Raw genomic sequence first — 26,945 nt, 5'->3', positions numbered from 1 at the left:
GATTCCTCCCGAGGATCACCTCTGCGGTTGCTCGTAGTCGAGCCCGAGGACCCCGGAGATGCCGCGCGCGGCCATCCGGACGCCGAGCGTGAACTGCGGCTCGGCCTCCCGCTCCGCGTGGGCGATGATCGAGACCGCGGCCACGACCTCGCCCGTGGCGTCCCGCACCGGCGCGGCGACGGAGAATGCGCCCTGCGTGAGCTCCTCGACCGAGTGGGAGACCCCGGTCGCGCGGATGCGGGCCAGTCGTGCGCGCAGCTCCTTCTCGCCGGTGAGCGTGTTGGGCTGGAACTTGCGCGGGTGGTCGGCGAGCACCTCCGCGAGCGTGCCCTCCGGCGCGTACGCGAGCAGCACCAGCCCGACGCCGGTGGCGTGGAGCGGGAGCCGCGACCCGACATCGCTGATGACGCGCACGGCGCCGGGGCCGGACAACCGCTCCAGGTAGACGGCGCCCAGTCCGTCGCGCACGGCGAGATGGACGTGCTCGCCCGTGGACTCCAGGAGGTCGTCGAGGTAGGGCCGGGCGGCCTGCCTGAGGCGGCGCGCGGTCGGCTGCCTGACCCCCAGCCGCCAGAGCTTGATGCCCACGCGGTAGCGGCCGTCCTCCCCGCGGATCAGGCCGCCCCACGAGACCCACTCGGCCAGGAGCCGGTGCGTGGTCGACACCGGGAGGCCGGCGCGACGGGCGATCTCACTGAGGGTCAGCTCGTCGCCGCGCTCGAAGGCGTCGGCGATCGCGAAGACGCGTTCCGCAACGCTGCGGTCGTCCTGAGCTCCACCGGCCATGCGGTCAGCTTAGGACCGCCGCCGCGGGCCGATCGGCGGCCGCGGCTTGTTATGTAGGTTTTTTCCTACGTATACTCGTCGCATGACCTCCGCCATCCCCGCCGTCCGCATCCAGACCGTCACCATCCCCGTCGCCGACCAGGAGCGCTCCCTGGCCTTCTACCGCGACGTGCTCGGCTTCGAGGTGCGCGCCGACGCCGCGTACGGCGGCGCCCGCTGGCTCTCGGTCGCCCCGGAGGGCAGCAGCGTCGACTTCACCCTGCACCTTCCATTCCCGGGTCAGGCCGGCCCGGGCTGGCAGCACGGCATCGTGCTGCACACCGACGACATCGCGGGAGTGGTCGCCGCCCTCCGCGCCGCCTCGGTGGAGGTCACCGAGCCGGAGCAGGTCGGCTGGGGCGTGCAGTCCCAGTTCGCGGACCCCGACGGCAACGGCTTCGTGCTCCTCCAGCAGGGCTGACGTGCCGACCCGCGCGAAGGACTCGGCGGCCGACCGCCTCTTCGGCGCGCTCGCGAACCCCACCCGGCGCGACATCCTCGACCTCCTCCTCGACGGCGAGCTCAGCGCGGGGGACATCGCGGCCCGGTTCGCGATGAGCCGGCCGTCGGTGTCCGAGCATCTGCGGGCGCTCCGCGACGCCGGCCTGGTGGCCGAGCGGACCGCCGGGCGGCAGGTGTTCTACGCGCTGACGGCCGAGCCCTGGGCGGAGCTGCGCGACTGGCTGGCGCCGCACGAGCGGTTCTGGCGCGGGCGGATGCGCCGCCTCCACGCGACCCTCGACGCGCTGGCGGACGCGACCGCCGACCCTATCCCCGACGAAAGCGAACAGCCATGACCGACCCCACCGCCTTCGAACACCTGGCCACCTTCGAGTTCGACGAGTTCCTCCCCCATCCGCCCGCGACGGTCTGGCGGGTGCTGAGCGAGCCCGACCTCCTCGCCGACTGGCTGATGCCCCACGACGGGTTCGCGCCGATCGTCGGCACGCGGTTCGCGTTCACCACCGAGCCGGTGCCGCAGACCGGGTTCTCCGGCCTCGTGGACTGCGAGGTGCTGGAGGTCGACCCGGGGCGGCGCCTGCGGATGTCGTGGGCCAGCGCGGGCACGGCGCTGGAGACGGTCGTCACCTGGGAACTGGTCCCGGAGGGCGACGGCACGCGCCTCCTGCTCACCCAGTCCGGCTTCGACCTCGACGACCCCGCCCAGGCGCGCGCCTTCCAGATCATGAACGGCGGCTGGCGGTCGCACGTGTTCCGCCGGATGACGGCGGCGCTCGACGCGCTGTGAGGAGGCCGCTCAGGCCTCCGCCGCGCGGCGGTAGACGTTGATCACGATCCCGGAGGCCGTCGAGCGCGACTCCACGAGCGCGAAGCGGGTGTACGGGAAACCGTCGCCGAACAGCTTCTTGCCCACGCCGAGCACGAGCGGATGCACCAGCAGCCGGTACTCGTCGATCTGGTCGTGCTCGGCGAGCGTGCGGATCAGTTCGGTGCTGCCCCAGACCCTGATCTCGCCGCCCGGCTCGCCGCGCAGCCGTTCGACTGCGCCCACTACGTCCGGGCCGAGCAGGTAGGAGTTCGTCCAGCCGACCTCCGTCAGGGAGCGGGATGCGACGTACTTGGGGATGCGGTTGTAGCGCCGGGTGAGCTCGCCCTGGAACCCCTCGGCGTCCTCCGGCCAGACTCCCCACGAGCCCGCGAAGAGCTCGTACGTCCTGCGGCCGAGCAGCAGCGCCTCGGTTCGCTTCTCCCACTCCTCGACGGTGCCGTCGTCGTCGTAGTCGAACTGCCAGCCGCCGTGCTGGAAACCTCCCTCCGTGTCCTCCTCGGGGCCGCCGGGCCCCTGGACGACGCCGTCGAGGGTGACGAACGACTGGACCACGATCGAAGACATGCGGCTCCTCCTTGTCGGTGAGGGTGTCGTACCCCGTCTACACCCCGAGGCGGGTGGAGGCAACAGGGGGCGTCGAGCGGATCAGTGCGCGTAGACGCTGCGGCGATGCCCCACGCGGAAGACGGTCACCAGGACCGTGTGGTCGACGACCTCGTAGAGCACGCGGTAGTCGCCCACCCGCAGCCGCCAGGCGTCGGTGAACCCGACGAGCCGGCGTGCTCCGCCGGGCCGCGGGTCGGTCTCGAGCCGGGTGACGGCCGAGAGCACGCGGTTTCGTGCCGTGGGGTCGAGCTTTCGGAGCTCCCGGGCCGAGGCCGCGGTGAACTCGACGGTGTACGTCACCCGTCGAACTCGGCCCGGAGGTCGCTGAGCGAGATGCGCTCGCCGGTGTCGGCGCGCTTGGCGGCGCGGAGCTCGCGGCGGTCGCGCTCCAGTTCGAGCTGCTCCAGCAGTTCGAGGTCTTCGACGCTGATCATGACGGCGGCGAGCTTGCCGTGCCGGGTGATCCCGAGCCGCTCGTGACCGAACTCGGCGCGACCGACGACGGCCGCGAGGTCCTGGCGGAGGTCGCGCGCGCTGATCGAAGCATCGAGAAGGGCCATGCAGCCATGCTAACCCATCTCTGCGTACATAGTTGCAATTATATGCATTGTGTACTTTTTGTACCTTTTTGGACCAGCCGTTCGATGAGCGGGGACAACCGTTCGGTCGATCCGCGCGCTGCGCCTCCCGACGAGGCTGGACCCATGACCGAGACCACCACGTCCCCCGCCGCCGCGCTCGCCACGGCCCGCCGCGCTGCACTCCGCCCGGTGCTCGTCCTGCTGGGATGCTTCGTCGCGATCAGCGCCGCTCTCCTCGGCTTCCTCGCAGTGCTCGCGGCAGTCGGCATCGGCGCGGACATCGCCATCTGGATCCGCGGCTCGTTCGTGCTCGCGAGCGGCGTGCTGCTGCTCGTCTTCGCCGCCTCCGCCGCCCGCGGCTCGCACAACGCACTGGTTCGGCTGCGGATCGTCTCGCCGATCGTGCTTGCCGCGATCGTCGTCATCGTGTCCATCCCCGGTTTCCTGCCGGACTGGGTGCGAGTCGAGCAGGCCGTGTGCGGCGCGCTCGTGCTGCCGGTCGTCATCATCGTCAACCTGCATCGGACACGAGCGCTGTTCCCCGCGAAAGCGGCGAACGCGTAGGGTCTGAACGTGATCGACTCGCGCTGGAGGACTGTCCTCACGGTCACGCCGTACGTCGTGCTGGCGGTGCTGGTCGCCTTCACGCTCGGGGTGCGGTGGGGCGACTGGGCGGCACTCGCGCCGACGCTCGTCCTTTCCGCGGTGACGGCGGCGTGGATCGTCGTCATGCGGCGGCTGCCGCGCAGGGTCCGCGAGCGGCCGCTCGTCGTCGCCGTCTTCATGACCGGGCTCATCGCGCTCAACCTGGCGCTGGTGCTCCAGGAGAGCTGGTTCGGGTTCCTGACGATCGCCACCTTCACCTTCGCGTACTCGATCGTGCCGTGGCCGCGGGAGCTGCTCGCAGTCGGCGCGACCGCCGTCGTCGCGGGGCTCGCACAGAGCTCCTCGCTGGAATTCGACCTGGCCGGGATCGTCGGGATGACCGGGATCCTGCTGCTCAACGTCGTCGCCATGTGCGGGCTGTCCTGGTCGCTGCGGCTCGCCGAGCGCCAGGTGAACCTGACCGCGACGGAGGTCGAGCGGTCACGCCTCGCGCGCGAGATCCACGACACGCTCGCCCAGGGCTTCGCGGGGATCGTGACCCAGCTGCAGGCGGCGGAGCAGGCGACGGACGACGCCGGCCGAGCGCGGCACACCGACGCCGCCCTCGCTCTCGCCCGCGACGGTCTCGCCGAGGCGCGCCGCTCGGTCCGCGCCCTCCGGCCCGCGGCCCTCGACACGATGCGACTCCCGGAGGCGATCGGGCAGCTCGCGCGCACCTGGTCCGAACGCACCGGCATCCCGGCCGACGTCACGACGACCGGCGACGCGAGCGCGCTGTCCACCGACGTGGAGGTCGCGCTGCTACGGACCGCCCAGGAGGCGCTCGCCAACGTCGAGCGGCACGCCGGGGCGCACCGCGTGCGGCTGACACTCCGGACGGACGGCACCGGAACCCGGCTGGAGGTCCGCGACGACGGCCGTGGTTTCGACCCGGCCACGCGGACGGTCGGGCCCGGCCGGGCGGAGGACGGCGGTTACGGCCTCGTCGCGATGCGCGAGCGCATCGAGTCGGTGGCGGGCGGCCTGGTGGTGGAGTCGCGGCCCGGCCACGGCACCGCGATCCGCGCGGAGGTGCCCGCGTGAGCGCGGCCGTGCGCCTGCTGGTCGTCGACGACCATCCCGTCGTCCGCGACGGCATCGTCGGCATGGTGGCCTCCGACCCGGCTGTGGAGGTCGTGGGCGAGGCGTCCGACGGAGCCGAGGCGGTCCGGCTCGCCCGGGCGCTCCTCCCGGACGTCGTGCTCATGGACCTGCGGATGCGCGGCATGGACGGGGTCGCCGCGATCCGCGAGCTGACCCGGCTCGGCCTGCCGTGCCGAGTGGTGGTCCTCACGACCTTCGACGGCGACTCGGACGTGCTGCCCGCGATCGAGGCCGGCGCGACCGGCTACCTCCTCAAGGACGCGCCGCGGGAGGACCTCCTGCGCGCGATCCGTGCCGCGGCGGTCGGAGACGCGGTGCTCGCGCCGTCCGTCGCGTCCCGGCTGGTCGGCCGGGTGCGGACACCGGAGGCGAACCTGCTGTCGCCGCGCGAACTGGAGGTGCTGGCGCTCGTCGCCGACGGCGCGACGAACCGCGTCGCCGGGGAGCGCCTGCACCTCAGCGAGGCGACGGTGAAGACGCACCTGCTCAGCATCTACGGCAAGCTCGGCGTCGGCGACCGGGCCGCGGCCGTGGCGGAGGGGTTCCGGCGCGGGCTGCTGACGCTGTAGGCCTCGCCCCCGGCGGTCAGCCGACGAGGCGGGCGAGGTTGTCGAGCTCGTTGGCGCGGCCGGCCAGCAGGCGGCCCGTCCACTCCTCGTCGTGCAGGGGCTCGACGCGCATGACGACACGCGTGCCGTCTCCCTCGGGGACGAGGTCGATCTCGGTGAGCTGCTCGTACGGCTCGTGATCGGGGACGAAGTCGACGAGCGACTGGTAGGCGATCCGCGCCGGCTCGCTCAACTCGGTGAAGCGCTTGCGCGACGCGGTGCTCAGCGGCATCCCGTTCTGCTCCATGAACGCCACCATCTCGGGAGCGACCGCCGTCATCGTGTAGACGAGCTCGCCGCCCTCCCGCAGGTCGAGGGCGGTCACGTCAGTTCGGAAGCCGTCCGGCGCCCACCACCGGGAGATGCCGTCCGGCGTCGTCCACAGTTCCCAGACCTGCGCCGGGGATGCGTCGACAGTGCGTTCGATGGTCTCCATGAGTCCGTACCTCTTTCGTGTCCGTGTGTTGTCGGTTGCTGCACACCACGTTATATTCGTCTAGACGAATGTGTCAAGCATTATCCTCAAGAGGTGGTCATGGACATCCAGCAGGCGCTTGCGGCGATCGGCGAGCCGACCCGCTACCGCATCGTGCGGCTGCTCGCCGCCTCGCCGCTGACCGTCGGGGAGGTCGCGGCCGCGCTCGGCGCCCTCCAGCCGCAGACCACCAAGCATCTTCAGGCATTGGAGGCGGCCGGGCTGGTCCGCATCCACGCCCTCGGCCGTCGCCGGGTCGTGCGCCTCGACCGCACCGGCCTGGAGACCCTCGCCGGCGCGCTCACCGGGATCGCCGCCTCGCTGCCCGACGAGGAGGCTGACGCGCTCGAACGGTACGAGCACGGGATCGCGGCCGCGGCAGCGGCGCTTGGCGCGGCGGCGGCCGAGGCAGCTGCCGGCGCGGACCGGCGAGGCGTCCTCCGATCGACGGTCGAACTGTCCCGCACCCTCGCCGCGCCTCCGGAGCGGGTGTGGGTGGCCTTCACCGATCCCGGAATCGCGGCGCTCTGGTGGGCCCCTCCGCACTTCGAGGTCGTGTCCTGCGCCGCCTCCGGGACGCCGGGCGATCCGGTGCGGCTCGTTCTGCGCGAGGGCGACGGCGCCGAGTACACCTCCGAGGGGCGGGTGGTCGCAGCGGACCCCGGGCGCACCCTGGTCTGGGAGCAGGCCCCGCTCGACGGCGGCGGCGCTCCGCTCTTCGACACCACGCTCACGCTCGCGCTCTCCCCCGCGACCCGGGAGGCGGGTCGCACACGGCTCGAGCTCCGCATCGACGCCGCAGCCGCCCGCGCGGACGCCGCACCGGCGCTCGCCGGCCTCCAGCCCGGGTGGGACGCCCTCCTCGACGGCCTGGAACGGCTGGTCCAGGCCGGCGAGGTCTGACCGAGGGGTTCTGCCGCCGCCCCGAAACGGGTAGGACGGATGGCATGGACATCGTGCTGGCGGTCCTCGAGCGCGGCGACGTCGCGTACGAGATCGAGTTCGAGCGCACGAGCGAGCCCCCGTTCGAGCTGCGCGTGCCCTCCCACATCGGGGGCGCGGCGGTGGTCGACGTCTTCGACCTGGTCGACGCGAGCGAGTGGCCGGTGCTGCTGCGCTACGCGTTCTCGGAGTGTGTGCCGGCCGTCATGGGCACGCCGGACGACCTCAACGCGGAGGACCTGGGCGAGGTCGACCTCTGAGCGAGGCCGGGGTCCCGGCTCAGAACAGGAACAACTGCCCCATCACCAGCACGAGGATGAGGAACACGACCACCACTCCGCCGATGATGACGAGCGTCCGCGCCGACATCCGCGCTATCCCGAACCCCACGATGAAGGGCAGCGCCAGGCAGCCGATCGCGATGATCCACCAGAACGCCTGGAAGCCGGCCTGCGACGCGGACGCCAGCCGCTCCCCGAACAGCTTCTGCGTCGCCGGATGCGTGGCGAAGGCGACGCTCGCCGACAACGGATAGGCGATGAGGACGGCCGTGATCAGTCCGGCGAACGCACCCCACATCCCGCGATGGGCACCGAGGTGCAGCGTCTCCTCCTGATGCGGCGCCTGCCTGCTCTTCGTGCTCATGGCGCACATGATAGCCAGCGGGTCGGTGTGCGCGGCAGCCCCGTCCTGCTGAGCGTGCGCGGCCGTGCCCGCCGCGCCGAAACAGGGTCAACTGTACGGTCTATTCTGCGGTTACCCTGGAGGAGTCACCGGCGCAGCGCACGCAGTTAGGGGGCGTCACGGACGCGCCGGGGTCTTACCCGAATGTCGTGTGGGAGTGGGGGAATCCGCTCCCATACGGCCGGGGGTGAGTGCCACACGCTCACTTGGTCGCATTCGGATGACTCGTGTGGACCTGCTCCAGGTAGACCACCTGCTCGTGGACATAGAACCAGATTCGAGCGTCGCCTTTCAGCGTCGGCTTGTGCTGCCAGCGCACGTGGGTGACTCCGTCGCGAGCGATCGTCCCGAGTTCACCTTTCAGCGGATAGTTGGCTGGAGTGACCATCAACGGCGTGCGCGTCAGGAAATCCCACGAATCGGCGAGCGGATTGCGGATCGTCGCGCACAGATCCGTCCATCCGCGCTGCGATGACACGCTGGCGAACCGGATGCTGTACTCACTGCGCTTGGTGGGCCTTTCGACCTTTGTCGGCCGTGCCACCTAGGGACGCTCAACCGGTGTTGCCGCATCCAGCCACTCGACCGGCTGGGCGCCCAGTCCGGCCGCGATAGCCGTCGCGGTCTCCTGCCAGGACGTCAGCTCGGCGATGGCGAGATGGGCTTGCCCGGTCGAGAAGGACGCACGGGCCGCGTCGAGCAGATCGTTCGCGCAGATGACCCGATCCGCCGGTGTGAGGGCGAGCATCCACGGCAGAGCGGTGGACATGCGATCCGCCAGGCTTCCGCGAGTGTCTGTCGCGACACCGATCAGCGTCGCCGCGAGCTGGAGCAGCCCGTCACGCGCAGACGCCTCGCGCTTGGACATCAAAACCAGGTCCTCGCCGTCGCGACGCGTGACCTCGACCGGTCGGTCCTCCGCCGCGGCGAAGACCCGGGTGGAGTGTCGACTCAGGTCGGATGACTGGAAGACCCGCTGGGAGTGGTCGGTGGCGAGCATGGGGCCAGTCTAGTTCAGAATTTGTTCTGAATTGTCGCCCGGTGGCGCACCACGAGGGATTCGAACCGCCGACCTTCTGGCCTGTTGCCTCCCTGATCCCGCGGGCAGCCCGCAACCTCACATCCGCAAAACAACCGTCCGCCCCACCCCCCGCGCATCCGCCGCCCGGTGCGCCGCCCACACCGCGTCGAACGCGATCACCTCCGGCTCGAACGCCCGCAGCCGGCCCTCCGTCACGTCCGCGAGCAGCCCCGTCAGCGTCCGCCGGTACTCCGGCCGCTTCCGCAGCACCCAGAACGGCACCGAGCACACGATCTCCCTCGGGTGCCCGAACCGCCGCAGCACCGCCTCCGCCGACCTGCGCACGGCGTCGTCCCGCTCGTGGCCCGCGCGCCCGGCGAACGCCGTGCGGACGACGACGCCGGACGGGGCGACAGCCTCGCGGACCAGCGGCGAACCGGTGTGGTCGATCGCGGCCTCCGCCCCGCCTCCGGTCTGTTCGCGGACCGACGCGGGCCAGTTGGCGTCTCGGTAGTCGACGAGGGTGACGTCCGCAGCGGACAGGCCGGGCGGTGGCGTCGTCCCCGTCCCGAGCACCGTCCGGCCGTCGCGCAGCGCGAGCTGGGCGGCGAGGGAGCCGACAGCTCCCGTCATGCCCTGGATGAGGACGCTTCGCGCAGGCCCGGCGTAGCGGAGGGCGAGGGCGGCGGTCACGCCGTTGAGCGGGAGGACGGCGGCGGCCTCCGAGGTCAGCGCGTCCGGGACGGCGACCAGGAACGTCGGCGACACCACGAGCCGGGTCGCGTGGGCGCCCATCCGGGGGAGCACCCCCGCGACGCGCGAGCCGGTGCGGAGGCCGAGCGCCGCCGACACCGCGGACTCCGTCTCCAGCACGCCGACGAAGTCGTAGCCGGGGACGAAGCCCGGTACCGGCTGGAGCACGTAGCCCCCGCGCCGGGCCAGCACGTCCGTCGACCCGAGCGCCGCATGCGTGACACGGACGAGGACCTCGTTGCCGCGCGGCCGGCGCAGCGTCTCGTGGGCGAGCGCGATGGCGGACGGGTCGCCGAAGCGGACCACGCGCGCCGCCATGCGTTCCACGGGACGCTCCGTTCGGCCTCCCATCGCCGTCAGCCGGCGCGGCCCTGCAGCAGCCCCGCGCGCTCGGGGTGCGCGTCGAACCAGTCCGCCACGTACCAGCACATCGGCACGATCCTCCGGTCGGAGGTGCGCTCGATATCGTCGACGGCGTAGGCGACCAGGTCGGCGGCGTAGCCGTGGCCGCGCTGCGCGGGGACCGTGAACGCCCGGGTCAGGGAGATGGACGAGCCGAGCACGCTGTAGTCGAGGACGCCGACGAGCTCGCCGTCGATCCGCATGGCGTAGCGGCTCGCGTCGGTCTCGTTGCTGAACTCCGTGGGCATGCGCCCATCGTACGTCCGTCGCGCCTCCCCGTCAGGAGAGGTATCGTGAACGAGGTGGGACCCGAACCCGCACCCCTCGGACTCCCGCGTGCACTCCGCGATGCAGCCACAGCAGGCCAGCCGCGTGCGACGACCGTCGCCCGCGTCGCGCACCCGAACCTGGAGCCGCACCCGTGCCGACCGACACCCCGTCGCCCGCCCTGTCCCCTGCCCACCAGGCCCTGCTCGAACAGGTCCCGATCGGCGAGCACTCCGTGATCGAAGCGGAGGTGGTCCCGTACGAGCACGAGGGCCTCCCGCTGGAGGGCTACCTCGCCAGGGACGTGCAGGCCGACGACCGCCGCCCGGCCGTGCTGATCCTCCACGACTGGCACGGCGTCGGCGACAACGTGCGGATGCGCGCCCAGATGCTGGCCCGCCGCGGCTACGTCGCGTTCGCCGCGGACCTGTACGGCGCCGACGTGCGGCCCAGCGGCGAGGAGGCGTCGGCGGTCGCCGGGCAGTACTACCGGGACCTCCCGCTGCTGCGCTCGCGCGTCGCCGCCGGCTTCAGTTGGCTGCAGCAGCACCCCGCCGTCGACCCGGCCCGGCTCGCGGTCATCGGCTACTGTTTCGGCGGGACCGCCGCCCTGGAGTTCGCCCGCACGGGGGCGCCGGCCCGCGGGGTGGTGTCGTTCCACGGCGGCCTGATCGCCCACGACCCGTCGGACGCGGCTGCGATCGCGGCCTCCCTGCTGGTGCTGAACGGAGGCGCGGACCCGGTCGTCCCCGACACGGCGGTCGCCGCGTTCCAGGACGAGCTGCGCGCCGCACCGCACGTCGACTGGCAGCTCACGACATACTCAGGAGCGCCGCACGCGTTCACCCTCCCGGGAGGCGACCGCTACCGCCCGCTGGCCGACGCGCGGAGCTGGCGGGCGCTGGCGTGCTTCCTGGACGAGGTGTTCGCTTGAGCTGATTGGCGGTCTGCGAGGCGGTCATGTAAGCTCTAACAGGCCCGCGCGGAGAACGCGACTGGGTCATGCGCCACTAGCTCAACGGATAGAGCATCTGACTACGGATCAGAAGGTTGGGGGTTCGAATCCCTCGTGGCGCACACTGGTTGAGACAGTAACGAAAACCCCGCTGAACAGGCAAAACGCCGAAACAGCGGGGTTTTTGCTTTGGGTCGATGCCGCGGAGCCTGCGCTGCGGAAGGCCGATTGACAGCAACCGTGACAGCAACCCGCCCGGACAAGGCCTCTGGCGAGGGTCATCAGATCGCCTCGGATTCGTCTGTGCCCAGTGCCATATCGATCGCCCGAGAGGCGTCGAGCAGTGCGCTCGGCATCACGTGCGAGTACAGATCCATCGTGACGCTCAGCGTCGAGTGCCCGAGCATATCCATGACCACTCGAGGCGAAACGCCCTGAGCCATGAGCAAAGACGCGCACGTGTGCCGGAGGTCGTGAAACCGGATTCGCCGAACTCCAGCCTTCATGATCAGCGCATCGAAGTCGCGCCGCAGGTTCGTCGGCTCCAGAGGGGTTCCGATCGACGTCGTGAACACCAGGTCGTAGCTGTTCGTCTCACCCGCCACGTGTCGCAGTTCCTCAGCCTGCTGCCGTCTTTGACGCTCAAGAGCCCTAACAACCATCGTGGGCATAGGGACAGTGCGGCGCGACCGCTGCGTCTTGGGCGGCCCGAACACCCGACCCGTGCCGGCACCGAGCCGCTGCATCGTGTGCCGGACGTGAATCAGGCGCTTGCTGAAGTCGACATCCGACCAGCGCAGCCCAAGGATCTCACCCCGGCGAAGCCCCAACCCATAGGCGATGGTGAACAGCGGGGCCAACCGGTGCGACTCGGCAGCGAGCCTGAACGTCTCGACTTCCTCCTGGGACCACGGTTTCGTTTCGACCTTCTCCCGGCGCGGCGCACGGGTCAGACTCGCAACGTTGCGACTCACCGCCTCCTCCCGGACGGCATCGGAGAGCATCGAACGCAGCACAGCGTGAGCAAGCTGCACGGTCCGTGCTGAGACCCCGGTCGCGGCGACCACCGCATGCAAGTGCCGCACATGAGTCGGAGTCAACGCTGTGAGCTTGATCCGTCCAAGCGTCGGAAGGATGTATTTGCGCAGCATCCACGCGTAGTTCGAGTGCGTCGAAGGTCGCAGCGTCCCACGAGTCGAATCGAGCCAATGCGCGGCATACGTGTCGACCGTCCAATCGCCGGTGAAGGCAGGAATGCCCTGCGCTGTCTGCTCGATCAAGTGCCGGAGCTTGGTGCTCACTTCCGCGCGCGTCCGGCCATAGACCTGCCGCCGCTTTCGTGAGCCGTCGGGCCGAAGGACATACGTCGCCCCGACCCAGCGGCCATCGTTGCGCTGATAGATCGAGCCTTCCCCGTTCGCGTTCTTGCTCATCGGGCCGCCGCCGCCGTCGCCAGTCGGTCGGCGAAGTCGCGCAACGCCGACACGGGGATGCGCCGACTCCGCCCGATCTTCACGGACGGGATCTCTTGCAACCGCATCAGGTCGTACAGCGTTGATCTGCCGACCCCCAGAGCCTCGGCCGCTTCCTCCGGCGTAAGCATCAACTTGTCCATCGTTCTCGCCTTTCTCTCACTGCTTCGTTGTGTCTGTTCTCGTCATGCGGCCCTGCCGCTCTTCCACTGCGCGTATTCGCGTGCGCGCGCGGCCGCCGCATCCGCTAGCGCTTTGTCGCCGTCACGGAGCCAGCCGGTGCCTTGGTAGGTCCAGGAGCCGACGACCAATGTTGTTTCTTCGCCTTCGTCGGCCATGAGCCGTGCTTCGAGGTCGCCGGTGTCGAGTGAGCTGCCATTTCGTGCCGCGTTCGCGCTCCATTGCTGGAAGCGGCGGCGGGCGCGGCGTAGCCGGCCGAGGGTGACGGAGTATCGGCGCGATTTGGTGGAGAAGTGGCCGCGGAAGCCGAGCATTCCCGACCATCGCCCGAGGAGCCCGTATGTGCTGTTCTTGCAGTCGTCGCAGAGGCGTCCGCGGTGATCATCGGCGGTTTGGGCGCACCCATGTTCGCAGCCGGCCAACGCTCGTGCGGCCAGCATCCGGCAGGCGCGTGTGAGGAGCAGGAGGTGCGGGCGCGGTTGCCTTGGGTCGAATCCGGCTGACTTGGTCGCGTACTTCGCGAGGTACGCCGCCACTTGTTCGGCCGTGACCTCATCCCCGGCGATCGCCCCAGGACGCACCGTGCGCACATCGACCTGAGATCCGAACCGCAGAAGCCGCGCCGTGTCATCAGCGTCCACTGGTGGAGCCGTTACCAGCACTGCAGCGGCAGCAGCTCGAACCGCCTGCTCGATTACGGCGGCGGGCGCAGGGGCCGGCGAGCCTTGCCCGTCTGAGCCGTCGAGCCGGATCAGCGCATGGAAATGCGCCGCGCCGCGGGCCTGGAACTCGGCAACCTTGGCATATTCGAGCCTGGCGACCGTGCGCAGCTCGGTGGCGGGCACGTGAAGCTCCGCGGCGAGCTCGCGGCGAAGCGCGATTGTGAAGCGGCGCCACAATTCCGGCGCGAACCACTGCCAGATCGCCGCCGTCTCACTGTCGTAGCAATCGGCGCACAGCGGGGCGCCGACGTCAGTGTCGTCGTTGTCGTGCTTTGCCCAGCACACCGAGGCTTGCCCATGCGGGCAAAATCCGGACTTCGTCCGGGGGCGGCAGGGATTCCCTCCGCGGGCAGAGTGGACGGCCCCGAACGATGGGGCGGTGAGGGTGACGAACAGAAGCGGGTTGGACGTCACCGACTCGGGTACGCCTTTGCCACCGTGCAGGCCGGTGGAGATCAATTCGAAGGTGTCGCGGGCGTAGAGGCGCGAGCAGGCGGGACAGACGTCTTCCCGCCGGTTCCCGCACGGTATGAACACCAACCCGAACGGCTGCTCCTGCGAGCTAAAGGACTCGACCAGTTCACCGGTGATGGCATCGAAGGTGTCAGCGGAGCCGCGGAGCCGGATCGGGTGGGAGCAGTTGCCGACTTTGGCGAGGGTGTCCGCGAGTGCGGGCATGGATTTGTCGGCGAGGCGTTCAGTGATCGAGTCGAACGCTTCCGCCGACAGTGCGCCGAGGTCGAGCGGAACCTCCGGGTCGTGACCCCAGAAGCCCCCCGCAGCCTCGGCGCGCCCGCTCATGCTGCCTCGGCCCCCGCGTCCGCGGTAACAATCTGTGAGGCCGCGATCTCGCAATGCGCGGCTCCCAGACAGAGCGCGATCTGTTGCGCGTGGTCAGCGGCCTTTCGTGTCAGAGCGGCGACAAGGCGTCCCCGAATGGCGAGATCGGCGGCCTCCTCGGTCTGGAAAGACCGCTCGATCCCCTGCGCCAATCGGGTCAGCACTTCGGCGAGGTTGTACCCGCCGGCCGCCTCCAGGTTCGCGAGAATTTCGCACGCTTCCGGAGGCGGCACCACTCTTCCTACGACTGCCACACTCAGGTGGTGCATCCCGTCGAACAGCTCGATACTGAGCTCACTCGTGCTGCGCATCATCGCTTCCGATCACTACCGGGGGCGCATAGGTCCGAGCCAGCTGGCCAATATCGGTGTCGGTGACGTGGAATGCCCGCGCCCGAGTCGGCGTCGCGTGCCCGTCTTCCATCACATAGGCGACCCCCGGCAGCGCGTCCGGGATCTGATCGCACATCGCCCCGGCGGCCCGTGCCCCTGAGCCGAGGATCATGTCGACTTGGCCGGCTTCGGCGAACCGCAGTCCGATGCGGATCGGGAACAGTTGCCGCAGGTTGACGACCTCTTTCGATGGGTCTTGGACGGCCGCGATGACGGAGACGCCGACAGCGCGGCCCTGCGAGAGGATCAGCGCGAGGAGCTGACTGACCTCGTTGGCGACCTTCCGATCAGTCTGATACGCCACCAATGACGCGAGCTCGTCGATCACGACGAGAATCAGCGGATCGTCCGGGGTTGGCTCGTGCTGCCGTGAGGTGCCGCGGAGCGCATTCGCCCGCCGGGTGAGAGTGGCGGCGGCATCCCGCAGCAGCGCCAAGGCACCCTCGCCTGTGTCGTAGGCGAACTTCGAGAACAAGGCGGTGCCCTGGCCGAATTCCATGCCGCCCTTCGGATCGATCACCCACGCCTGCACCCTCCCGTTGTGGATCGCTGGGCCAAGGGCGGAGAGAATCGACCACACAACCGACCCCTTGCCCGCACCCATCAGGCCCGCGACGAGGACATGGCGACCGAGAACCCGAACCGTCCACGGTGCCCCGTTCTCGCCGGAGCCGATGACGAGGTTGGCGAGGTCGGGGGCTGCGGCCGGCGACGGCAACGACAAGGGCTGACGCAGTTCGTCGGCGCGGCGCAGGCTCACTCGCACCCGCCCAGGACCGATCAGAGTCACCGTGACCGACTGCACGCCGAACGCGTGGGCGAGCGCTTCCGAACGCATCGACCAGTCGGCTAGGGTCTGCCCGAATACCAGGTCCACACCCAGTTCGTCCATCGACTGTCCGATCCGCACGCGACGCAGCCGAGGGACTACGGGCTCCTTGTCCAATACCGGGGCAAGGCCGAGGAGAGCGCACACCTGAGCCCACCGCGACCGGTAGGTGTGCCAGGAACGCCACCGCTTGCTCAGCGGCCGAACGAACGCGCGACGGAAGACGCGCGGCCACAACATCCACCAGAACAGGAGCAGGACCACGGATGCCGCGACGACTTTGAGGGCAACCCACGGGCCATAGATGTAGAGACCCACAAAGGCGGCGAGCACGGGGACACTGATCAGGGGGAACAGCGCCGCCCACCTAATCAGCGCGACCCACAGGCGGATCATGCCCCACGCGCACTTGGCGATCACCAGAAACAGAACCGTGAACAGCTCATCTGTGTCATCCGAGCCGAACGGATCCTTGCTCCGCGAGCTGACCATGACTCACGCCGCCCCCTGCTCGGCCTTGCCTGTGTTGTGAGCCGGCGCGATCTTTTCGGCTCGGAAGGACCACGCGATCCGGGGACGGTTGCCCGAGTCATCCACATACGGCAGCGCCGACAAGCCCTCGAAACGCACCGGAGTCCACGGAAACGGTGTGTTGTTCTTCGGTACCTCCGGCATCGTCGCAGACGCGAACTTGACCGAAACGCCGATGTCTTTCCGGGACGCATCGTCATCCATGTCGATCACCGTGCACTGCCACATTGGCAGCCCCGTCTCCTTGTCCCGCTGCTGCGGCTTGGTTCCGTCCGGGAGCGCTACGCCATTGAAGTCCGTCACCGGCTCGACATCGCCCCGCAGAAAAGCTCCCTTCGGAAACGCTGTCTCGTTCGTGATTCCAAAACGCCTCGAAATAGCCATGATCTAATCCCTTCGTTTAGGCCGCTAAACCCGGATCGCGATCGCGACGCCGTCTTTGATTTAGGGGTCTAAACCTGAAACTAGCCTTCTCGCAAACCGGCGTCAAGACCCCTAAACTTGTCGAGTGTCCTATGACGAGTTCGCCGATGTGCGACGCGACCCAGACCCGGTAAGTCGGGGCCGGCGCGCCACGGAACTGCTCGCCGTGTATCAACAGCGGTCGACCGAACTTGCTCGGCTTCGACATGAAGCGCTAGAGGAAGCACACGAGCAGTTGGGGATGCCGTACAGCCAGATCGCCACAGCGATTGGCATCACGAAAGGGCGCGTCACCCAGATTCGGACATCGGCCCCGAGTCGGGCTCGCGCGCTGTTCGGCGTCGGTCCGGTGACGATCGTCCTGCCGTACCGATACCAAGTAACCGACCGCGAACGTCCGTTGCTGGCAGCCGAGGACGTGGCAGCGGGCGAGCTCGCCAAGCAGTTGCTCGAGTCCTTCGGATTCGCAACGCGAACCGCTCAACTCGGTCCGGACGATCAGCACTTGCCCGAGGGAGATTTGTTCGTCATCTGTGGTCCGAAGTCGTCGCCCGCAGTTGCGCAGCTCTTTGAATCAGACCCGCGTCTCACAATGGCTGAGGACGGTTCCGGTTGGTTCATCGAGAACCGTGCCACGAACGAGCGGTACCGCTCACCACTCGATGAGGCGAGCGCGAGAGCGTCGGATACGGCTTACGTCGCACGTCGCACCGAGAGCACGCGGACGATTACGCACGTTGCGGGCATCCACGCGATCGGCTCGCTGGGCGCAGTCGAGTATCTGACGCAGCAGGCGATGGATCTCTACCAGGCGACCGCCGCACGCGACTTCTCACTGGTCGTGGCCAGCGACCACAAGGGACTCACGATCACGCGCACCGAGGCGCTGGAGCTGCCGTTGGTCTGGGGCGACTGATGCGCGTCGAAACGGCAATGCTGCCCGACGCGGGATCGTCACAAGACCGCATCTTCGTCACGCCGTCAGCCGTGTTCATGCTCGACGGGGCGACAGCTTTCGTCCCGGTTCCCGTCACTCCCGAACAGTATGTCGACACGCTCGGCGGACATCTAGTCGAAACCCTGACCACACAGCCGGCCACTGCACTTAGCGTCGCACTTGCCGACGCCATCGAGCAGACTGCACGGTGCCTCAAACTGCAGATAGGCAAGTCGCCATCGAGCACCGTAGCGATAGTCCGGCAGCAAGGGGAGATCGTCGACTATCTGGTGCTCGGAGATACGCAGATCGTCACTCCGGCGGGCATATTCGTCGATAACCGGATCGCTGACGTCGCCATAACCGAACGCGCGCGCTATCGCGATCGCCTTGCAACCGGAGGGGGATATGACCAGATCCACCGTGGTCTTCTGCGAGACCTACAAGCGAAGCAGGCCGAGCACCGGAATCGTGATGGAGGTTATTGGATCGCGGAGGCCGACCCCAGGGCGGCCGCTGAAGCTGCAACGGGATGGTTCGTCATTGATTCAGGTCGCTGGGCAGTCTTGGCAACAGACGGCGCCTACCGTCCTATGGCTCACCTCGTCCGCGATGACTGGGAAACGATTGCATACCGCAGCTCTGACGAGTTGAAGCAAACCCTCGCGTGCTTGGAGGGCTGGGAAAAGCACACCGATCCGGACGGTATCGAGTTACCCCGCGCAAAGCGCCATGATGATAAGGCGATAGCTGCAGTCAGGTTCTAATTGCACCCAGCGGCCCTCATCCGTATCGGCGCTATCAACTCCATCCTGCGCTCAAGGTCGAACTCCGAAGCGGCAGCCTCGCCGCGCTATATGAAGTGCTGCAGACGCACTTGCGCGACCTCAGCGTCGCCTATGGAATCTCGGGCCCGTTCCCGTGTAATACTCGCGACATGCCAGCGCCCATCTCTCAACGTCACGCCTTCTTGTCCTATGTCCACGAAGACAAGACCAACGTGGATCTGCTGCAGCAACACTTGGAGGCGGGCGGTGTGCAAGTGTGGAGAGACACACAGGACCTCTGGCCGGGCGAGGACTGGCAAGCGAAGATTCGCGCCGCCATCAAATCGGACAGCCTGGCCTTCATCGCTTGCTTCTCTTCCGCTACGGCGACGCGCGAAAAGTCTTATCAAAACGAGGAGCTGCGACTTGCCGTCGAAGAATATCGTCTACGGCCGCCGGGCCGCTCCTGGCTCTTCACGGTGCGATTCGACGAGTGCGAGATTCCAGCATTCCCCCTAGGTCCGGGCCAGACTCTCGACACGACGATCCAGCGCGTCGATCTCTTCGGCGACGGGGCCACTCGACAGACGATTCGATTGCTCCAGTCCGTTCAATCAGTGATGAACCCGGCTGGCGTAGAGACAGTTTCCACTGAGGCGGTCCGATCGGCGAAAAAGGCTGAAGGCGCTGATCGTGAGCGATCAGATCTAATGAAGACTTTGCTTCGTGACCCCGATGCAGACATTCGGTTGGATGACTTGATGCAAGGGGTGGGGCAGGAGGCACGAGACCAATTCAGCGACCCGAATGCTTTCCCCACCACGCTGCAGGACGAAACCTGGTCTGCACTCGCAACGGTATGGGTCGAGCACATCCACCAATACGAAAAGGGACTTCAGCCTTGCCTTGAGCTTGTCCGCCTCGCCGGCGGATATGGACTCGCTCGGCACAACGGTGCCTGGCGCCGGTTCATGGGGCTCTTTGCTTCATTGGTCGGTCAACAGACAAGCACGACCGCCCTCGCAAATCTCCGAGGATACCCGGCCCTAGTGGTCATGTACGTCGCTACGCTCGCCTCGATTTCCCGCGACAATTTCACGCCGCTAAATGGTTTTTTGGTCGAGCCCACGACTCGCGACCCGTACCGACCTGGGGACCGGATTCCCCTCCTGGTGGAAGTTGACACTACATCGGTGGCTCAACAAATGAACCCGATCGCGACCGCTCTCGCAATGTCGGACGAAGGGCGAGATATCGACGGATCGCTAATCGAGGGCCTCGTTCAGCAGACAGTTTCGTCCCGTTACACGCCGATGTCTGACCACCTCCACCATCTACTGCGGGACCTATTTGCTGACGATTTCGTCGACGACGACGACTACGCAGAAACGTTCGATCGCGCAGAGGTAATTCTGGACGCACTTGCGTTCGACGCAGCGGCTGCGGACAACCGGTACCCACGGGGAAGCTTGGGACGCTATACCTGGCGACAGAAGACGCGCCCAGTTGCTGTTGAAAAGCAGCTTCTTGATGAGCTTCTGCACGCGGGAAAGGGATGGTCGCCACTCATAGCAGGGCTCTTCGGTGGCTCAACCGAAAGGGCGACTGCGGCTCTCGAAAAGGTTGCGGAACACGCTAGCCGGCAACGCCAATCTCAGTGGCCCTGAGAAGACATTGCACTCGTCCAGGACCCGTCATCTGCCAACGGACGCTCCACGGCGCAGATAGTGGCGGCCTGTAGGTTTACACAAAAGGCTACAACCCCAGTGCGGTCGGGGGAGAAGGCGCGACGTATTGAGGAGGATGCATGCCCGTTCGGACACTTGGTGTGCTGTCGCTGACCAAATTCATCAAGTTTCAAGATGTGCTCGGGCACCTAGCGCTCCTTGTTCCTGGGGCAACAACCGCCCTAGATGTTCACGCGGACCCCATACTCGAACCGCTCTGGGATGACCTCGTTCAGTACACCCCTCGACCGGCGAATTCTCGTGCTGCAAGTGCGACCGCTGCCGAGGTCGTCGAAGACGACGAGCTACTGAGCGTTGTACGTTCCGGGCGACCGGAGGGACCTTTGCTCTTATGGTGCGCCCTGATGATCGCAGACAGCCGTCTCGATGCCGCTGCTCGGGAAGTGCTGACAGACGCTGATGGTCGATTTGTCGAGGGACTGCTGAACAAGGACGCGCTCACAGTCGCGCTTGCAAATCGGCCAGAGTTTGCGGACCCCAAGACAGTCACGAACCTGCTCAGAAACATGGACCAGGCCGGCATCTTCGTGCCCAAGCAAACAGGTCAGACGATCGTCGGAGTACAACAGTTCTTGCCGACCGCGTTCGTTGTTCCTCGTCTGCTGCGCCTCCTTCAGAATCGCGTCGAGTACTGGAAAGACGACACTCGGTTTTCGCCAGCCTCAGGTGCACATGCACTCGACTTCGCTCTCGCGCTTGGAGCGAACCATTGGCTTGGTCTAACGCGAGACGAGTTCATTCGCGGCTCGCGTGGTGCAGGCCCGAAGATTGCGCCAAGTAATCGGGGCCCGTTGCCTGCAGAGGTATCCGAGCTCGCAGGTCTGCTCACAGCTAAGCGACAAGTAGTCCTACAAGGGCCGCCGGGAACCGGGAAGACCCACTTGGCCACTGCATATATCGACTGGGCAACTAACAATCGGCGCCACGAGAGCCGCCTCCAGGCCATTCTGGACGCCCTTCCGCAGCGCGAGCGGACGCCCGTCCGCATTGCGGACGAAGTAGAGCGACTAGGGCTTTCCGCGCTCTGGGACATCGTGCAGTTCCACCCGTCCTACGAGTACAACGACTTCGTGCGAACGCTCGCTGCCGAGCCAGTACCGGGTGGTGTAACGTTCGTCGCCCAACATCGCATCCTTAGCTTGATGGCAGCGGTGGGCGTCGAACTAGCCGCGCGCGGCTCAAGCTGCGAGCTTGTACTTGTCTTGGACGAAATCAATCGCGGGAACATCCCAAGTATTTTCGGCGAATTGCTCTACGGCCTGGAGTATCGCGACCAGCCGGTTGCGACCGCCTACTCCGTGAACGGCGATGCCTCAATCGTGATCCCCAAAGGCCTAAGCATCATCGGCACGATGAACACGGCGGACCGCTCGATCGCTGTGATCGATTACGCCCTTCGTCGCCGTTTTGTCTTCATGACCGTGCCCGCCAGCAACGTCCCAATCAGAAGGCATCCAGGGTACGCAAGCGAGCGTCATCGTGACGCAGCAATCTTGCTCTTCGAGGCCGTTCACGACACGCTCAGTGGCTCGCTGTCTGGGATTCAAGTCGGCCCCAGCTATTACCTGCCCATGGGTGCGGTTGCAGACCTGGACGAGGCCCTTCGTGAACTCTCCTCGCGTTTCGTGTACGAGGTTCTCCCGCTGCTTGGAGAATACGTACTCGAGGGGGAGCTCGACGAAGGCGACCTGGCCTCGCTCTTGACGAAGCTCTCGATCGAATCTGCCGCTTCTGCAACCGAGCAAGTGAACGCGCTCCATGTCGCTCTTCTGGACTGGACGGCCCCCGCGCCAGTCGCCGCTCAGCAAGATTCGTCCGACATCGATGTATCGTCCATTGGCCAAACCGAAGGAGACGTCGAGCCTCAGTGAGCAGACGCATTGAGGTCATAGAGCTCAGCGAGTACGGCGAGAATGTCATCGACGATGAAGTCGCGCAGCTCGTCGATGAGGATTTCTGGGCGGCGCTTGGCATAACCATTAGCAAAAAGCCCGGCGATTCCGGGTGGACGGTGAAGGCCGACGCCCTGTCCGGCATCGCTCGTAGGACCAGCCGAGATCTCGATCTGACCGTGCACATCGAACCCAAGCTGTCTGGTGTCGACATGGTATTTTTGGCCGACTATGCCTACGGTCAGCGCGGCAATGCGCTTCGTCGACCAAAAGCGTCACGTGTTGGAGTAGACAGCGGGCACAAGGACCCCATCGCGACCTTACTAATCTGGTACGTGAACTCCGTCAACGAGTTCGCCACAAGGTGGCTTCGACGGACATACCGTAGCCAGCACGTGGTGCTTGACGGAAAGGTTCGCGGTCGCGTCCGTCTAAGCCGTTACATGGCCCGTAGCCTTACGTCCGGTAGAGCAAACGAGATTCCTTGTGTTGTAACGGAACGCACGATCGACACGCCAAACAACCGCGTGTTGAAGGCTGGTCTTCGCCGAGTCGCGAAGGTCGCCATGACCTTGCGAGTTGCGGCCGCGCGCCAAGCTGTCCTTCGTGCCGTGGCGAGGGCACTTCCCCGCTTCGCGGAAGTGACCGATGTGGAAGTCACCGCGGAGCATTTGAGAGCGACAAGCACTAGAGGACCCGAGCGGCACTACGAGAACATCCTCGCGACCACACTGGACCTTTTGGAAGGTCGATATCTAGGGCAGACCCTAGGGGAAGCGCAGGTCGATTCGTTCGTGTGGAACATGCCGCAGCTGTTTCAGGAGGCGCTTCGAGGCATCTTGGAAGCGACACCGGAGTTCACACTGGAAAGCGCGCCGCGCCCATCGGCAAAGTACTTCGACTCGGCGCGAGTGCGCCTTCGATCATCAAGAATCGATCCCGACTTCGTCCTTACAAGTCTCGAAGGCGTGACGCTCCTTGACGCGAAGTACAAGGATGCTCTCGGCATTGGGGGCACCGAAACCGACCTCGTACAGAGCTTCGCTGGCCCTCGTCTCCGCGTGTCTCGACACGACCTTTATCAGCTCGCGGCTTATAGGCAGCATGCGGCATGGGACGGGGCTCCCGTTGCTCTCGTATTCCCGGTGGTCGTCGAGGCCGATGACTGCCTGCCCAATCCATATGTGGTTGAAGGGCTTGGAAAACCAATATGGTTGTTGTTCCTTGACGTTGGCAATCGCGCGCGGGAGCATATGGCGGACTTCCTCGAGTCGGTTGCAGCGCTCCGCGTCGCACCTGGGTCTTCGGACTCGCCGGAGGACTAATTGTCGGTGGTTTACTCCAAGATCTAATCTTGATACCGATCAAGATCTAAATGGAGAAGCTGTGACTCTGACTGCGCCTGAGCGCCCCCGAACGCGAACCGAGCCGCTGCGAGAGGAAGTCGAAGCTGTACCTCTTCCCCAGGTGGATGGCGGGTTCAAGACTGTCCTCGCTGATCCGCCGTGGCGGTTCACGAATCGGACAGGCAAAGTCGCGCCAGAGCACCGGCGTCTGGACCGTTACAGCACGATGGACTTGGATGCGATCAAGGCTCTCCCTGTGAGCGAGATCGTCGCGAAAGACGCCCACCTCTATCTATGGGTTCCAAACGCCCTGCTCCCTGAAGGGATCGCAGTCATGGAGGCGTGGGGCTTTCGATACGTCTCGAACGTGATCTGGGCGAAGCGCCGCAAGGACGGGGGACCCGATGGCCGAGGCGTCGGATTCTATTTCCGGAACGTCACCGAGATTCTCCTTTTCGGCGTCCGCGGAAGCATGCGCACATTGCCGCCTGCGCGTTCCCAGGTCAACATGATTGAGACTCGCAAACGTGAGCACAGTCGCAAGCCTGACGAGCAATACCCATTCATTGAATCTTGCTCTCCTGGCCCGTTCTTGGAGATGTTCTCCCGCCATGCCAGAAAAGGCTGGACCGTGTGGGGAGACGAGTCGGACGAAGACATTGAGCCGCGCGGTAAGGCCCACCGAGGCTATGGAGGCGGTGATATTGAGACGCCGGTCGTCGGACGGTACGAACGCCTTGACGGAGAGGTGGCCGAAGCTTTAGGCGAACAGCTTCGGGCGTTCTACGAGACGGGTCTCAGCATTCGCGACCTGCAGAGAATCACCGGGTATTCCATTCAGCGCGTTCGCAGCCTTCTCGAGCGCGCTGGTGCCGACCTTCGCCCGCGTGGCGGGGCTCACTGAGGTCGGTTCGCTTCTGGTCAAGGCCATTAGGGCGTCGCACACGCGATCGCGACGCCCTCACTTCGTCGTTGTCTTCGCTGCGGGAACCAACCTGCGTTCTGCGCGCGATATGAAGACGACCCCGATCAGTAAGAGGGCCGCCCCCGCCCACGCCCATGCTTGGCCAGATGGGGTTCCAAAGCCGAATGCAAAACTCGCCAGGTAGCACAAGAAGCCCCCAACGTAGAACCCCCCGGAAAATGCCGCCAGCCTTGTGGCGGATTTTCGGGTGTCCGTCTTTATGGCCAGGTAACTGGTTATGAGGCGGTCGCGGTGGTTGATCAGTCCGTCTCGGGAACTGCTGTCCGGCTCAAGCTTCGAGATGATGTCATTGACCCGTTCGATTCGACGTAGCTTGCCGCTTTCGCGAACGATCGAGCTGACGTAGTAAGCGGCGCTGGCAAGGGCCAGAATTGCACCTGCTGCTGCTGGAAACCAGCCAATATTCATAGCGATATTTCTAGCAGCCATCGAGAATGACCCGTTCCGTGAGATTGAGACACCGGGTCGGACCGACCGGCGGGTTTCAGAAATCGCCTAATGCACAACGCTCGGATACGGCTTTCTGCTCACCCTTGAACGTGTGGCATGGCGGCGGCCAACTGATACGCTCGCGCACATGGATGAGGTCGTCGCCGATTGGGCTGATTTGCAGGTGAAGCATGGCTACAGGCTCCAGCCGCCGAACGATTTCGACCACGTTTACCAGGCGCAGTTCGCTGGGTGGGACGAAACTGCCACGCGGGCGCGCTTCCACCCGATGTCTCCCGAGCTGGGCAGGCAAACTCTAGAAATCACCGAAGAGGATGGCTGGGTGATCTTTCGCGCTTCGCGGCCGTTAGACGGACCAGCTGGCTGATGATCCGGTCAGACACGAGCGACGAGCTCGCGTCAGACTTGAAGCGGCCCTCGCCGGGAGGCAGCCCCGAGGAACGGGGTTCCTCGAAGCAGTGCACAAGGCTATAAGCGAAAGCCGCCCGCTCGCGTCAAGGGCGCTTCGCGTCGCTATGCGATCGAGCACGCTCGACCCTTGACCCAGCTCCATCCCGAACCTGCCGCAGTTCACACGCAGCAACGTCGGAACACGACCGCACCCGCAGGGGTCCCTCGGTGAGAACTTTCCGTACTGACTCAAGCGCGGCTCCGCCGCGCGGTGCGCCGCGGGCCGCGCTCTCTGTTCGCAAGCTCGCGTCGCACAGCCCGCAGCGCACCCCCGGCACAGAGCTCAGATTCGGCCGGCCAGACGCACCTATCGCCCACAGCGCTGAGCGACCCAGTCCCGAAAGACCAGGCCGCTCAGCTGACAGCAACCGTGACAGCAACCCGCCGCGATCCGGGTGCGTCCCAGGCGACAGCGGCGGACGAGTACCCGCGGAATTCCGCCGATCTTGGACGCACGCGGACGCAGCCGCTTTGCCTACGGATCAGAAGGTTGGGGGTTCGAATCCCTCGTGGCGCACACTTGTGATGAGTCGGGACATGTGTTCCAGATGAGTCGCGACATTGGTTACTCAGAGAGAGCCCGGCCATCGGCCGGGCTCCTTCTGTTGGTTGCGCCAGTAGCTGCGGGTGGGGTCGATGGTGTGGGTGGAGAGCACCTCGCCGGTGTGTAGGGCGATGACGGTGATGGTGGCGTCGTCGGCGAGGGCGAGGACGCGGGTGCCGCGGTGGTCGGCGCCGATGCCGAGGTGGTGCATGCGGCCGGCGCGGCGGAGGCTGATTTTGCCGTGCTGGTCGACGTGGTCGTAGCGGATCCGGTAGTGGCCAGGGGTGCGGGGTTCAGCGGGGAGGGCCTTCGGGGTTGCCCGGTAGGCCTGCCCGGGTGTTGATCGGTTCAGGGCGCGGTGGGGGCGTTGCTCGTTGTAGTGGTCGCGAAAGGTTTCGAGCTGGGCTTGCATCTCGGCGAGGTCGTGGGCGGCGGGGCGGGCTGCGAGCCACCGTTTCTGCGTTTGGTGGAAGCGTTCGATCTTGCCCTGGGTTTGCGGGTGGCCTGGTGAGCCGTTCTTCTGGGTGACGCCCAGGAGCGGGAGCAGGTATTCGAAGGCGTTGCGGCCGCCGCCGAAGCGGGCGGTATAAACGCGTCCGTTGTCGGTCAGGGTGGAGGCCGGGACGCCGTAGTTCTCGGTTGTGTTCAAGAAGATGGCGACGACATCGTCTCCGGTGACCGGGCGGTGGGCGGTGCAGGCCAGCAGGTAGCGGGAGTGGTCGTCCAGCCAGTTCAGGATCTCGATATCGGTGCCGTCGGCCAGGCGCCAGTGGGTGAAGTCGGACTGCCAGGTCTCGTTTGGTTGCGCGGCTTGGAAGCGGATATAGGAGGAGCGTGGTCGTTTGCGCGGCTCGGGCACCACGAGCCCGGCCTCGTGGAGGATGCGCCGGATGGTCGAGGTGGATGGTGCGGGTAGGCCCTCGTGCTCGAGGTGCCATGCGATGGTGGCCGGGCCGGCATCCAACCCGTTCCCGATCAGCTCTTGCCGCAGCTGCACGACCCGCTCCCTGACTTCGGGGGCGGTCTGCTGCGGGCTGGTATGTGGTGCCCGAGAGCGCGGCTCGACCGCGTCCAAGCCGCCCTGGCGATAACGGGCAAGGAGTCGATGTAGATGCTGGCGGCTCATCCCATACTCAGCCGACGCCGCGGCGACGGTGAGCTGCTTGGAAACGACCTTCAAAACGGCGACCCGGTTCTTCGACACGAGAGCGACTGTCGCCTATGACGCGACTCATGTGTCACCTATCAACTGTCGCCTATGTCGTGAACCCAGACACC

General features: G+C 66.5%; 34 protein-coding genes and 1 tRNA gene. 17 read left to right on the top strand and 18 right to left on the bottom strand.

All coding sequences use genetic code 11. From position 1 onward, the window contains the following. Positions 1-15: 15 nt before the first annotated feature. A complete protein-coding gene (locus ABCS02_RS33720; protein ID WP_345840096.1) occupies positions 16-786 on the bottom strand; it encodes an IclR family transcriptional regulator in 771 nt (256 codons plus the stop codon). Between the two features lie 82 nt (positions 787-868). Between ABCS02_RS33720 and ABCS02_RS33715 the strand changes: the two genes are divergently transcribed. The 3 genes from ABCS02_RS33715 to ABCS02_RS33705 are packed head-to-tail and all read left to right on the top strand — an operon-like array spanning position 869 to position 2,074. Continuing rightward, entirely contained in the window at positions 869-1,246 is a 378-nt protein-coding gene (locus ABCS02_RS33715) for a VOC family protein (protein WP_345840095.1), read from the top strand. Position 1,247: 1 nt separating this feature from the next. Further along, a complete protein-coding gene (locus ABCS02_RS33710) occupies positions 1,248-1,622 on the top strand; it encodes a metalloregulator ArsR/SmtB family transcription factor (protein ID WP_345840094.1) in 375 nt (124 codons plus the stop codon). Continuing rightward, on the top strand, positions 1,619-2,074 hold the full coding sequence (locus tag ABCS02_RS33705; protein ID WP_345840093.1) for an SRPBCC domain-containing protein: 456 nt from the start codon (positions 1,619-1,621) through the stop codon (positions 2,072-2,074). Before ABCS02_RS33710 ends, ABCS02_RS33705 begins: the two co-directional genes overlap by 4 nt. 9 nt (positions 2,075-2,083) lie before the next feature. Here ABCS02_RS33705 and ABCS02_RS33700 read toward each other — a convergent pair whose 3' ends face one another. The 3 genes from ABCS02_RS33700 to ABCS02_RS33690 form a co-directional block, all read right to left on the bottom strand. Further along, positions 2,084-2,680 (bottom strand): dihydrofolate reductase family protein, encoded by a 597-nt coding sequence (locus ABCS02_RS33700; protein WP_345840092.1) that lies wholly within the window; start codon positions 2,678-2,680, stop codon positions 2,084-2,086. Between the two features lie 81 nt (positions 2,681-2,761). Further along, complete coding sequence (locus ABCS02_RS33695; protein ID WP_345840091.1) at positions 2,762-3,022, bottom strand: type II toxin-antitoxin system RelE/ParE family toxin; 261 nt, start codon at positions 3,020-3,022, stop codon at positions 2,762-2,764. Next, the gene (locus ABCS02_RS33690) at positions 3,019-3,282 is read right to left on the bottom strand and encodes a type II toxin-antitoxin system Phd/YefM family antitoxin (RefSeq protein WP_345840090.1); all 264 of its coding nucleotides are present in this window, start codon (positions 3,280-3,282) and stop codon (positions 3,019-3,021) included. Before ABCS02_RS33690 ends, ABCS02_RS33695 begins: the two co-directional genes overlap by 4 nt. Before the next feature lie 144 nt (positions 3,283-3,426). Between ABCS02_RS33690 and ABCS02_RS33685 the strand changes: the two genes are divergently transcribed. The 3 genes from ABCS02_RS33685 to ABCS02_RS33675 are packed head-to-tail and all read left to right on the top strand — an operon-like array spanning position 3,427 to position 5,621. Beyond that, a complete protein-coding gene (locus ABCS02_RS33685) occupies positions 3,427-3,867 on the top strand; it encodes a hypothetical protein (protein WP_345840089.1) in 441 nt (146 codons plus the stop codon). Between the two features lie 9 nt (positions 3,868-3,876). Further along, positions 3,877-4,992, top strand: a complete 1,116-nt coding sequence (locus ABCS02_RS33680) for a sensor histidine kinase (protein ID WP_345840088.1) — start codon at positions 3,877-3,879, stop codon at positions 4,990-4,992. Continuing rightward, a complete protein-coding gene (locus tag ABCS02_RS33675; protein ID WP_345840087.1) occupies positions 4,989-5,621 on the top strand; it encodes a response regulator transcription factor in 633 nt (210 codons plus the stop codon). Before ABCS02_RS33680 ends, ABCS02_RS33675 begins: the two co-directional genes overlap by 4 nt. A gap of 16 nt (positions 5,622-5,637) precedes the next feature. On the opposite strand, the gene ABCS02_RS33670 is transcribed toward ABCS02_RS33675, so the two are convergent. Then, complete coding sequence (locus tag ABCS02_RS33670; protein WP_345840086.1) at positions 5,638-6,096, bottom strand: SRPBCC domain-containing protein; 459 nt, start codon at positions 6,094-6,096, stop codon at positions 5,638-5,640. Positions 6,097-6,195: 99 nt separating this feature from the next. On the opposite strand from ABCS02_RS33670, the gene ABCS02_RS33665 reads away from it, so the two are divergent. Together ABCS02_RS33665 and ABCS02_RS33660 are read left to right on the top strand one after the other, a co-directional pair. Next, positions 6,196-7,038 (top strand): metalloregulator ArsR/SmtB family transcription factor, encoded by an 843-nt coding sequence (locus ABCS02_RS33665; RefSeq protein ID WP_345840156.1) that lies wholly within the window; start codon positions 6,196-6,198, stop codon positions 7,036-7,038. Positions 7,039-7,082: 44 nt separating this feature from the next. Continuing rightward, entirely contained in the window at positions 7,083-7,337 is a 255-nt protein-coding gene (locus ABCS02_RS33660) for a hypothetical protein (protein WP_345840085.1), read from the top strand. Positions 7,338-7,356: 19 nt separating this feature from the next. Here ABCS02_RS33660 and ABCS02_RS33655 read toward each other — a convergent pair whose 3' ends face one another. The 5 genes from ABCS02_RS33655 to ABCS02_RS33635 form a co-directional block, all read right to left on the bottom strand. After that, positions 7,357-7,722: a hypothetical protein gene (locus ABCS02_RS33655; protein ID WP_345840084.1), complete on the bottom strand. Its 366-nt coding sequence runs from the start codon at positions 7,720-7,722 to the stop codon at positions 7,357-7,359. 241 nt (positions 7,723-7,963) lie between these two features. After that, positions 7,964-8,305 (bottom strand): hypothetical protein, encoded by a 342-nt coding sequence (locus ABCS02_RS33650; RefSeq protein ID WP_345840083.1) that lies wholly within the window; start codon positions 8,303-8,305, stop codon positions 7,964-7,966. Next, positions 8,306-8,761 (bottom strand): prevent-host-death protein, encoded by a 456-nt coding sequence (locus tag ABCS02_RS33645; protein ID WP_345840082.1) that lies wholly within the window; start codon positions 8,759-8,761, stop codon positions 8,306-8,308. Between the two features lie 117 nt (positions 8,762-8,878). Beyond that, the gene (locus tag ABCS02_RS33640) at positions 8,879-9,853 is read right to left on the bottom strand and encodes a hypothetical protein (protein WP_345840155.1); all 975 of its coding nucleotides are present in this window, start codon (positions 9,851-9,853) and stop codon (positions 8,879-8,881) included. Positions 9,854-9,891: 38 nt separating this feature from the next. Beyond that, positions 9,892-10,185 carry a GNAT family N-acetyltransferase gene (locus ABCS02_RS33635; RefSeq protein WP_345840081.1) on the bottom strand — a complete coding sequence of 98 codons (294 nt, stop codon included), beginning with the start codon at positions 10,183-10,185 and terminating at the stop codon, positions 9,892-9,894. Between the two features lie 173 nt (positions 10,186-10,358). On the opposite strand from ABCS02_RS33635, the gene ABCS02_RS33630 reads away from it, so the two are divergent. Beyond that, positions 10,359-11,138, top strand: a complete 780-nt coding sequence (locus tag ABCS02_RS33630; protein WP_345840080.1) for a dienelactone hydrolase family protein — start codon at positions 10,359-10,361, stop codon at positions 11,136-11,138. A gap of 70 nt (positions 11,139-11,208) precedes the next feature. Then, a tRNA-Arg gene (locus tag ABCS02_RS33625) sits at positions 11,209-11,281 on the top strand. A 159-nt stretch (positions 11,282-11,440) separates the two neighbouring features. Here ABCS02_RS33625 and ABCS02_RS33620 read toward each other — a convergent pair. The 6 genes from ABCS02_RS33620 to ABCS02_RS33595 are packed head-to-tail and all read right to left on the bottom strand — an operon-like array spanning position 11,441 to position 16,509. Continuing rightward, positions 11,441-12,592 (bottom strand): site-specific integrase, encoded by a 1,152-nt coding sequence (locus ABCS02_RS33620; RefSeq protein WP_345840079.1) that lies wholly within the window; start codon positions 12,590-12,592, stop codon positions 11,441-11,443. Beyond that, entirely contained in the window at positions 12,589-12,774 is a 186-nt protein-coding gene (locus ABCS02_RS33615; protein WP_345840078.1) for a helix-turn-helix domain-containing protein, read from the bottom strand. The genes ABCS02_RS33620 and ABCS02_RS33615 overlap by 4 nt, the downstream gene beginning before the upstream one ends. 42 nt (positions 12,775-12,816) lie before the next feature. Then, positions 12,817-14,334 (bottom strand): replication initiator, encoded by a 1,518-nt coding sequence (locus tag ABCS02_RS33610; RefSeq protein WP_345840077.1) that lies wholly within the window; start codon positions 14,332-14,334, stop codon positions 12,817-12,819. Continuing rightward, positions 14,331-14,687, bottom strand: a complete 357-nt coding sequence (locus tag ABCS02_RS33605; protein ID WP_345840076.1) for a hypothetical protein — start codon at positions 14,685-14,687, stop codon at positions 14,331-14,333. The genes ABCS02_RS33610 and ABCS02_RS33605 overlap by 4 nt, the downstream gene beginning before the upstream one ends. Then, entirely contained in the window at positions 14,668-16,086 is a 1,419-nt protein-coding gene (locus ABCS02_RS33600) for a hypothetical protein (RefSeq protein WP_345840075.1), read from the bottom strand. The genes ABCS02_RS33605 and ABCS02_RS33600 overlap by 20 nt, the downstream gene beginning before the upstream one ends. Positions 16,087-16,089: 3 nt before the next feature. Further along, positions 16,090-16,509: a plasmid replication, integration and excision activator gene (locus ABCS02_RS33595; RefSeq protein WP_345840074.1), complete on the bottom strand. Its 420-nt coding sequence runs from the start codon at positions 16,507-16,509 to the stop codon at positions 16,090-16,092. A 124-nt stretch (positions 16,510-16,633) separates the two neighbouring features. Between ABCS02_RS33595 and ABCS02_RS33590 the strand changes: the two genes are divergently transcribed. The 6 genes from ABCS02_RS33590 to ABCS02_RS33565 all read left to right on the top strand — a co-directional run bounded on the left by ABCS02_RS33590 (position 16,634) and on the right by ABCS02_RS33565 (position 24,142). Beyond that, positions 16,634-17,464, top strand: coding sequence for a hypothetical protein (locus tag ABCS02_RS33590; protein ID WP_345840073.1), 831 nt, complete (start codon positions 16,634-16,636; stop codon positions 17,462-17,464). After that, positions 17,464-18,252, top strand: coding sequence for a hypothetical protein (locus ABCS02_RS33585; protein WP_345840072.1), 789 nt, complete (start codon positions 17,464-17,466; stop codon positions 18,250-18,252). The genes ABCS02_RS33590 and ABCS02_RS33585 overlap by 1 nt, the downstream gene beginning before the upstream one ends. Positions 18,253-18,422: 170 nt before the next feature. After that, complete coding sequence (locus ABCS02_RS33580) at positions 18,423-19,919, top strand: toll/interleukin-1 receptor domain-containing protein (protein ID WP_345840071.1); 1,497 nt, start codon at positions 18,423-18,425, stop codon at positions 19,917-19,919. 425 nt (positions 19,920-20,344) lie between these two features. Further along, positions 20,345-21,871: an AAA family ATPase gene (locus tag ABCS02_RS33575; protein WP_345840070.1), complete on the top strand. Its 1,527-nt coding sequence runs from the start codon at positions 20,345-20,347 to the stop codon at positions 21,869-21,871. Beyond that, positions 21,868-23,217 (top strand): hypothetical protein, encoded by a 1,350-nt coding sequence (locus ABCS02_RS33570; protein ID WP_345840069.1) that lies wholly within the window; start codon positions 21,868-21,870, stop codon positions 23,215-23,217. The genes ABCS02_RS33575 and ABCS02_RS33570 overlap by 4 nt, the downstream gene beginning before the upstream one ends. Before the next feature lie 61 nt (positions 23,218-23,278). Continuing rightward, entirely contained in the window at positions 23,279-24,142 is an 864-nt protein-coding gene (locus tag ABCS02_RS33565) for an MT-A70 family methyltransferase (protein ID WP_345840068.1), read from the top strand. A 57-nt stretch (positions 24,143-24,199) separates the two neighbouring features. Here ABCS02_RS33565 and ABCS02_RS33560 read toward each other — a convergent pair whose 3' ends face one another. After that, positions 24,200-24,631 (bottom strand): hypothetical protein, encoded by a 432-nt coding sequence (locus tag ABCS02_RS33560; RefSeq protein ID WP_345840067.1) that lies wholly within the window; start codon positions 24,629-24,631, stop codon positions 24,200-24,202. A 169-nt stretch (positions 24,632-24,800) separates the two neighbouring features. Between ABCS02_RS33560 and ABCS02_RS33555 the strand changes: the two genes are divergently transcribed. Next, a complete protein-coding gene (locus ABCS02_RS33555) occupies positions 24,801-25,040 on the top strand; it encodes a hypothetical protein (protein WP_345840066.1) in 240 nt (79 codons plus the stop codon). A 652-nt stretch (positions 25,041-25,692) separates the two neighbouring features. Here ABCS02_RS33555 and ABCS02_RS33550 read toward each other — a convergent pair. Further along, positions 25,693-26,871, bottom strand: coding sequence for an IS481 family transposase (locus tag ABCS02_RS33550; protein WP_345839547.1), 1,179 nt, complete (start codon positions 26,869-26,871; stop codon positions 25,693-25,695). Between the last annotated feature and the right edge of the window lie 74 nt (positions 26,872-26,945).

The sequence above is a fragment of the Microbacterium sp. X-17 genome (assembly GCF_039615055.1).
Note: the sequence above shows the minus strand (reverse complement) of the source record. Positions and strands in the feature narration are given on the sequence as shown.